The organism is Streptomyces sp. NRRL S-455 (assembly GCF_000717875.1).
Taxonomy (GTDB): Bacteria; Actinomycetota; Actinomycetes; order Streptomycetales; family Streptomycetaceae; genus Streptomyces.
Genome location: NZ_JOCT01000034.1, coordinates 74,805 through 82,324 on the forward strand (window position 1 = coordinate 74,805; position 7,520 = coordinate 82,324).

General features: G+C 66.9%; 8 protein-coding genes. 1 reads left to right on the plus strand and 7 read right to left on the minus strand.

Features of this window, described 5'->3' with window-relative positions; all coding sequences use genetic code 11:
• Positions 1 to 88: 88 nt before the first annotated feature.
• The 4 genes from IE97_RS0133990 to IE97_RS0134005 all read right to left on the minus strand — a co-directional run bounded on the left by IE97_RS0133990 (position 89) and on the right by IE97_RS0134005 (position 4,290).
• Positions 89 to 1,711: a cytochrome b gene (locus IE97_RS0133990; protein WP_030249468.1), complete on the minus strand. Its 1,623-nt coding sequence runs from the start codon at positions 1,709 to 1,711 to the stop codon at positions 89 to 91.
• Positions 1,708 to 2,784 (minus strand): ubiquinol-cytochrome c reductase iron-sulfur subunit, encoded by a 1,077-nt coding sequence (locus IE97_RS0133995; RefSeq protein ID WP_030249471.1) that lies wholly within the window; start codon positions 2,782 to 2,784, stop codon positions 1,708 to 1,710. The genes IE97_RS0133990 and IE97_RS0133995 overlap by 4 nt, the downstream gene beginning before the upstream one ends.
• Positions 2,781 to 3,593 (minus strand): c-type cytochrome, encoded by an 813-nt coding sequence (locus tag IE97_RS0134000; RefSeq protein WP_030249475.1) that lies wholly within the window; start codon positions 3,591 to 3,593, stop codon positions 2,781 to 2,783. The genes IE97_RS0133995 and IE97_RS0134000 overlap by 4 nt, the downstream gene beginning before the upstream one ends.
• Positions 3,594 to 3,669: 76 nt before the next feature.
• Entirely contained in the window at positions 3,670 to 4,290 is a 621-nt protein-coding gene (locus tag IE97_RS0134005) for a cytochrome c oxidase subunit 3 (RefSeq protein WP_030249479.1), read from the minus strand.
• A gap of 144 nt (positions 4,291 to 4,434) precedes the next feature.
• Between IE97_RS0134005 and IE97_RS0134010 the strand changes: the two genes are divergently transcribed.
• On the plus strand, positions 4,435 to 4,836 hold the full coding sequence (locus IE97_RS0134010) for a response regulator transcription factor (RefSeq protein ID WP_030249482.1): 402 nt from the start codon (positions 4,435 to 4,437) through the stop codon (positions 4,834 to 4,836).
• Between the two features lie 120 nt (positions 4,837 to 4,956).
• Here the strand turns inward: IE97_RS0134010 and IE97_RS0134015 are convergent, their stop codons facing one another.
• The 3 genes from IE97_RS0134015 to IE97_RS0134025 form a co-directional block, all read right to left on the minus strand.
• The gene (locus IE97_RS0134015; RefSeq protein ID WP_030249487.1) at positions 4,957 to 6,207 is read right to left on the minus strand and encodes a L,D-transpeptidase; all 1,251 of its coding nucleotides are present in this window, start codon (positions 6,205 to 6,207) and stop codon (positions 4,957 to 4,959) included.
• A 131-nt stretch (positions 6,208 to 6,338) separates the two neighbouring features.
• Positions 6,339 to 6,737: a cytochrome c oxidase subunit 4 gene (locus tag IE97_RS0134020; protein WP_030249490.1), complete on the minus strand. Its 399-nt coding sequence runs from the start codon at positions 6,735 to 6,737 to the stop codon at positions 6,339 to 6,341.
• The coding region (locus IE97_RS0134025; protein ID WP_030249493.1) for a cytochrome c oxidase subunit I at positions 6,734 to 7,520 on the minus strand (787 nt) is incomplete at its 5' end. The genes IE97_RS0134020 and IE97_RS0134025, both read right to left, overlap by 4 nt.

Sequence of the window (7,520 nt, forward strand, 5' to 3'; positions counted from 1 at the left end):
TGGTCTCACCCTATCCAGCCCGGGACACCGCGAAGGGCCCCGTCCGAACACCGGACGGGGCCCCTCGTGTGGCGTGGCGAAGCAGTGATCAGTGGTGGCCGTGGCCGCTCGTGATCTCCCGGTACTCCTCGGCGGTCGGCTTCGGGATCTGGGCACCCTCGCCGTAGTACGACTCGCTGAGCTTGGCGCGCAGCTTCTCGGTGCCCTTCACCTTGCGCTCGACACCGTTCTCGTCGACCGTCGGGCCGATCTCGATCGGCTCGTACTGGTGGTGCGCGGTGAGCGTGTACATCTGCTCCTGGCTGAGCGGCTCGTGCACCTCGATGAACTCACCGTGCGGCAGGCGCTTGATGATGCCCGACTCGCGGCCGTGCAGCACCTTGTCCTTGTCCCGGCGCTGCAGGCCGAGGCAGATGCGCTTGGTGACGATGAACGCGATGACCGGTCCGACGAAGAACCCGATCCGGACGAACCAGGTGACCGCGTTGATCGACAGGTGGAAGTGCGTGGCGACGATGTCGTTGCCACCACCGATCAGCATGATCATGTAGGCGGTCACCCACGCGACACCGAAGCCCGTCCGGGTCGGGGCGTTGCGCGGCCGGTCCAGGATGTGGTGCTCGCGCTTGTCCCCGGTGACCCACGACTCGATGAACGGGTAGAGGGCGATCATGCCGAGGAACAGACCGAAGACCACCAGCGGGATGAACACACCCAGGACGAGTGTGTGGCCCCAGAGGTTGATCTCCCAGCCCGGCATCGCCCGGATCAGACCCTCGGCGAAGCCCATGTACCAGTCCGGCTGGGCACCGGTCGACACCATGTCGGGGCGGTACGGGCCCAGGACCCAGATCGGGTTGACCGTCGCGATGCCGGCGAGGGCCGCGATGAAACCGAAGACCAGGAAGAAGAAGCCTCCGGCCTTGGCCATGTAGACCGGCAGCAGCGGCATGCCGACGACGTTCTTGTTGGTCCGGCCGGGACCCGCGAACTGCGTGTGCTTGTGGTAGAAGACCAGGATCAGGTGGCCGACCACGAGCCCGAGCATGATGCCCGGCAGCAGCAGGATGTGGATCGAGTAGAACCGGGCGACGAAGTCGGTACCCGGGAACTCCCCGCCGAACAGGAACATCGAGATGTACGTGCCGACGATCGGCACGGACAGGATCGCGCCCTGGGTGAAGCGGACACCGGTGCCGGAGAGCAGGTCGTCCGGGAGCGAGTAGCCGGTGAAACCGGTGAACATGCCCAGGACGAACAGCAGGAAGCCGAACAGCCAGTTGATCTCGCGCGGCTTGCGGAACGCGCCGGTGAAGAAGACGCGCATCATGTGCACGAACATGCCGGCGAGGAAGACGATCGCCGCCCAGTGGTGGATCTGCCGGATGAGCAGACCACCGCGGACGTCGAAGCTGATGTCCAGGGTGGAGGCGAACGCCTCCGACATCAGCTGCCCCTGCAGCGGGACGTAACTGCCGTGGTACTCCACCTCGTTCATCGACGGGTGGAAGAACAGCGTCAGGTACACACCCGTGAGGATGATGATGATGAAGCTGTAGAGGCAGATCTCACCCAGCATGAAGGACCAGTGGTCCGGGAAGATCTTGCGCATGTTGGCCTTGGCCAGGGAGTAGATCCCGAGGCGGCCGTCGGCCCAGTCGGCGACCCGCTCTCCGGCGGGCGCCTTGCGGCGTGTCTGTGCAGTGCTCATCCGCGCTCCCAGAAAGCAGGGCCGACGGGCTCTTCGAAGTCGCCGAGCGCCTCGAGGTAGCCCTCGTCGTTCACGCCGATGCGGAGCTGCGGCAGGGCGTGACCGGCGGGACCGAAGATCACTCGGGCACCGTCGGAGAGGTCGAAGGTGGACTGGTGGCAGGGGCAGAGCACGTGGTGCGTCTGCTGCTCGTACAGGGAGATCGGGCAACCGACGTGGGTGCAGATCTTCGAGTACGCGACGATGCCCTCGTGCGACCACTCGAGCTCGCGCTTGTCCTTGATGTCCTCCGGCTGGATCCGGACGATCATCAGGGCGGCCTTGGCGATCTCGTTCTGGAACTCGTGGTCGTGCTCCTCCAGGCCCTGGGGCTTGGCGAAGGTCAGCGAACCCACGGCGACGTCGGACGGACGCAGCGGCTCGTCCGTGTTCATGTTGACGAGCAGCTTGCCCTTGGACCACAGCGTGTGGCGCAGCTTGTCCTCGGGCAGCGGACCGAGGTCGCGCAGCAGCACGACACCGGAGAGCGGCACCAGCGTGAGGGCACCGAACATGGTGTTGCGGATCAGCTTGCGGCGGCCGAGCGCGGACTCCTTGGCGCCCTGGTTGAAGTCGGCGAAGACCTTCTCGCGGACCTCGGGCGAAGCCTCGATCGGGTGCCGCTCGTCGGCGATCTCCACGTCGGACATCAGGGTGCGGGCCCAGTGGACGGCGCCCGCGCCGATGCAGAACAGCGCGATGCCGAGCGTGAGGCCCAGCGCGAAGTTCAGGGCGCTGATGTGGCCGAGCGGGAAGATGTAGACCGACTTGTCGACCGGGATCGCGACGAACGCGGCGATGAAGGCGATGGTGGCCAGCATCGACACCGTGAACAGCAGGGCGACCGTGCGCTCGGACCGCTTGGCGGCCCGCTCGTCGACGTCCTGGATCCGGTGCTCGTGGGGAGGCAGGCCCGGGTCGGCGAACGGGTGCTTGTCGTCCGGGACGCTCACGGCGTCGTGCCCGTGCTCGTCATGTCCTGCGGACTGCTGCTTGGCAGGCAGGTTCTCTTCTGGAATGTCTTGGCTACTCATGACTTCTTGGCCTTTGCGGTCCGGGCGGCGACCCACACGGCGACGGCGATCAGCCCGCCGAGACCGAAGATCCAGCCGAACAGACCCTCGCTGACCGGCCCGAGGCCGCCGAGCTCGAGGCCGCCGGGGCTCTCCGACTTGCTGCTGTTGACCGCGTCCAGGTACGCGATGATGTCCTTCTTGTTCTTCTCCGACAGCGTGGTGTCAGGGAAGGACGGCATGTTCTGCGGGCCGGTCTGCATGGCCTCGTAGATGTGCTTCGGGTCCACGTCCTCGAGGGTGGGCGCGTACTTGCCGTGCGTGAGCGCACCGCCCTTGCCGGTGAAGTTGTGGCACTGCGCGCAGTTGTTGCGGAACAGCTCACCACCCTTGGCGATGTCGGCGCCCTCGGGGCCGTACTGCTCCTCCGTCGGGATGGCCGGACCGGCGCCCAGGGAGGCGATGTAGGCCGCGAGCTGGTCGATCTCGGCCTGGCTGTAGATGTTCTTCTTCCGCGGGACCTGCGGGCCCTGGGAGGTGGCGGCCGGCATACGGCCGGTGGCCACCTGGAAGTCGACGGCCGCGGCGCCCACGCCCACCAGGCTCGGCCCGTCGGAGGTGCCCTGACCGCCGGTGCCGTGGCAACTGGCGCAGCCGACGGCGTAGAGCTTCTTGCCCTCCTCGATGGTGAGGGACTGGGCGGTTTCGTCGGCCTCAGCCTTGCTCGTGGGTGCGAACACGGCGTACAGCCCCCCGCTGAAGAGCAGCGCGAGGAGTAGGACGACGACCGCCGCCAACGGGTGGCGTCGTCGTGCGGAGAGCTTTTTCACGGATTACCCCGGTGTCAGGATCTTCTGCGTCGATGCTTCTGGGATGCGTGCCGCGACGGGCGCGCGTGCGGCCCGGCTACTTGATCATGTAGATCGTGGCGAAGAGGCCGATCCAGACGACATCGACGAAGTGCCAGTAGTAGGACACGACGATCGCGGCCGTCGCCTGCTCGTGGGTGAACCTTCGCGCCGCGTAGGTCCGGCCGAGGACCAGCAGGAAGGCGATGAGACCGCCTGTCACGTGCAGGCCGTGGAAGCCGGTGGTCAGGTAGAAGACCGAGCCGTACGGGTCGGAGGACAGGGACAGGCCCGCCTCCTTGACCAGCTCGGTGTACTCGAGGACCTGGCCGCCGATGAAGATCGCACCCATCACGAACGTGACGATGAACCACATCCGCAGCTTCTTCACGTCACCGCGCTCGGCGGCGAAGACACCGAGCTGGCAGGTGAGCGAGGAGAGCACCAGGATGGTGGTGTTCGCCGCCGAGAACGGGAAGTTGAGATGGGAAGCCATCTCCTTCCAGTGATCGGGACCCGTCACCGATCGCAGGGTGAAGTACATCGCGAAGAGGGCCGCGAAGAACATCAGCTCGGAACTCAGCCAGATGATGGTTCCGACGCTGGTGAGGTTCGGCCGGTTGACCGACGGGTGCGCGTGCCCGGTTTCTACTGTCGTTGCTGTCGCCACGACCGACATTATGTCGGTCGCTTATCCCGCCCTCACTCCGGGGGGTGCTGTTCGGAGTGTCTGGACCGGTCGTACCGGTGTTGACGTGGTGTTCAAGGGAGTAGCATCCGCCCCACGGGCCTGTCCTTACGACGCTGACGTCACGGAGGAACAATGCAGCCGACCGCCACGGTGCTGGTCTACAGCGACGACTCCAACACCCGCGAGCAGGTGCGGCTCGCGACCGGCCGACGGCCGGCTCCGGACGTCCCTGTGGTGGAGTTCGTGGAGTGCGCGACTCCTGGCGCGGTGATCAGGGAACTGGACCGGGGTGGGATCGACGTCTGCGTGCTGGACGGTGAGGCCGTGCCGATGGGGGGCATGGGGGTCTGCCGACAGATCAAGGATGAGATCTTCAACTGTCCTCCCGTGCTGTTGCTGATCGGGCGGCCGCAGGATGCGTGGCTGGCGACCTGGAGCCGGGCGGAGTCGGCGGTGACCCTGCCGGTGGAGCCGGTGGAGTTCGCGGCGGCTCTGGCGTCTTTGCTGCGGGAGAAGGCGGCTTTGAGCGCCTAGGGGCTCGGGGCTTCCCGTTGTTGGGCGGGTGCGGGTGGTCTGTGGCTTGTCGCGCCCACGCGGCGGAGCCGCATGTCGGCACAGCCCCGCGCCCCTGGGGGGCGCTGCCCCAGAGGGCGTCTAGACGCTCTGGGGCCTCAGGCGGGCCCGGTCCGCCGGGGTGGGGCCGTCGGGGGTGCCGCCGATGAGGGCGCTGCCGGTGCGCCACTTCGCCCAGTCGAGGTTCCAGTCGCCGAAGCCGTTGCCGAAGGGGGCCATCGACTCGCCGCCGGAGTTGATGACCTTGACGATGTCGCCCTCGCGGACGGTGTCGTAGAACCAGGCGGCGTTCTCGGTGCTCATGCCGGTGCAGCCGTGGCTGACGTTGGCGGCGCCCTGGGAGCCGACCGACCAGGGGGCGGCGTGGACGTACTCGCCGCTGTTGGTGACCCGCACGGAGTGGTGGACGATCAGGTCGTAGAAGTCCGAGGCGCCGATGCTGGCGCTGGTCATGCGGACCGTGCCCTCCTTGGCCAGGACTACCTTGACGCCGTTGCGGGTGTCGTAGCCGGGTCTGCCGGTGGTCACGGGTATCTGACGGACGACCTCGTCGTTCTTGTAGACCGTCATCTGGTGCGCCGCGGCGTCCGTGACGGCGACCAGCTTGTCGCCGGTGGTGATGGTCAGCGGCTTGGCCTTGCCGCCCCACATGCGGTCACCGATCTTGATGCCGGCCAGGTTGCTGCGGACCTGGATGGTGGCCTGTGCGGGCCAGTAGTCCTTCGGCCGATAGTGGAGCTTCTTGTCGTCCACCCAGTGCCAGGCGCCGTCCGTGGCGGGCATGGAGGAGACCTTGAGGGCGCGTTCGACGACGGCCCGCTGGGCTCTGGCCTTGACCGGCTGGCTCAGCTCGGCCGTGACGGGCTGGCCGACGCCGTACGTGCCCGCCTTGGGGCCGAAGGTGACGTCCAGGCGTTTCTTGGTGGTGGGCATGCCGGTGTCGAAGGTGAGGACCTTGCGGCCGGGCGCCCCGTCCTCGTTCTCCGTGCTCACCCGGACGGTGTAGCTGGCGTGGGCGGCGAGGGGTGACGTGCTGTACCAGCGGCCGCCGTCGGCTGCGAGTTCACCGGCCACGTAGCGTCCGGTGGCGTCGTAGGCCGTGACGTCCGTGATGCGCCCGTCGGAGTCCGCGGCGACCACTTCCAGGGGCTTGTCCGGGTCGGCCTTCTTGCGCTCCCCCGAGGGTGCGTTGACGGAGATCTGGCCCGCCGCGTCATAGGGGCGGTGGGAGAGAGGGTTGCCGTCGGAGCCGCAGGCGGTGACGCCCGCACAGAGGGCTGTCACCAGCAGCGTGCACCTGACGGCGGGGCGGGAGATCACTATGTGGCTCATGACCTCACGCTAGGAAGCACAGTCAACAGCGGCACGCTGAATGACTCGTACGAGTGACACGTTTCGTGGCAAAAGGCGGGGCCCGGACGCTCCTCTCGGAGTGTCCGGGCCCCTGAAGCGCTCGGCCCGTGTTACTGGGTGCGGTTCTCACCGCGGTAGTACTCGAAGACCCAGCCCCAGATACCGATCAGGATGATCGGCAGCGAGAAGTACATCAGCCACCAGCCGATGGCGACCGCCAGGAAGGCGAGGGCGCCACCGATGGCCAGGGAGAGCGGCTGCCAGCTGTGCGGGCTGAAGAACCCGACCTCGCCGGCGTCGTCCGCGACGTCCGCCTCCTTGTCGTCCTGCGCGCCGACGTCCACCCGCTTGGCCGTGAAGCCGAGGTAGAAGCCGATCATGATGCACAGGCCGAAGGCCAGGAAGAGGGCCGTGGTGCCGGCCGGCTCCTTCGACCACACGCCATAGACGACCGCCATGACGAGCACGAAGACGCTCAGCCACATGAACATCTTGCCCTGGATCTTCACTTGCCGGCCTCCTTGCCGCCAGCGAGGGCCTTGTCGCCGTGGCCCGCGTTCTCGAGCGCGTCGAGAGCGGCGATCTCCGGGTGGTGCAGGTCGAACGCCGGGGATTCACTGCGGATCCGCGGCATGGTGATGAAGTTGTGCCGCGGCGGCGGGCAGGAGGTGGCCCACTCCAGGGAGCGGCCGTAGCCCCACGGGTCGTCGACGCCGACCGGCTTGCCGTACTTGGCCGTCTTCCACACGTTGTAGAAGAACGGCAAGAGCGACATGCCGAGCAGGAACGAGCTGATCGTCGAGATCGTGTTCAGCGCGGTGAAGCCGTCGGCCGCCAGGTAGTCGGCGTAACGACGCGGCATGCCCTCGGCACCCAGCCAGTGCTGGACCAGGAACGTGCCGTGGAAGCCGATGAACAGCGTCCAGAAGGTGATCTTGCCGAGGCGCTCGTCCAGCATCTTGCCGGTCCACTTCGGCCACCAGAAGTGGAAGCCGGAGAACATCGCGAAGACGACGGTGCCGAAGACGACGTAGTGGAAGTGGGCCACCACGAAGTACGAGTCCGACACGTGGAAGTCCATCGGCGGCGAGGCCAGGATGACACCGGTCAGACCACCGAAGGTGAAGGTGATCAGGAAGCCGGTGGCCCAGAGCATCGGCGTCTCGAAGGACAGCGAGCCCTTCCACATCGTTCCGATCCAGTTGAAGAACTTCACACCGGTCGGGACGGCGATGAGGAACGTCATGAAGGAGAAGAACGGCAGCAGCACACCGCCGGTGACGTACATGTGG

Coding starts and splice junctions, on each gene's coding strand:
- IE97_RS0134015 (WP_030249487.1), bottom strand. CDS start 6,207: ATGAGCCACATAGTGATCTCCCGCCCCGCCGTCAGGTGCACGCTGCTG.
- IE97_RS0134010 (WP_030249482.1), top strand. CDS start 4,435: ATGCAGCCGACCGCCACGGTGCTGGTCTACAGCGACGACTCCAACACC.
- IE97_RS0133995 (WP_030249471.1), bottom strand. CDS start 2,784: ATGAGTAGCCAAGACATTCCAGAAGAGAACCTGCCTGCCAAGCAGCAG.
- IE97_RS0134005 (WP_030249479.1), bottom strand. CDS start 4,290: ATGTCGGTCGTGGCGACAGCAACGACAGTAGAAACCGGGCACGCGCAC.
- IE97_RS0133990 (WP_030249468.1), bottom strand. CDS start 1,711: ATGAGCACTGCACAGACACGCCGCAAGGCGCCCGCCGGAGAGCGGGTC.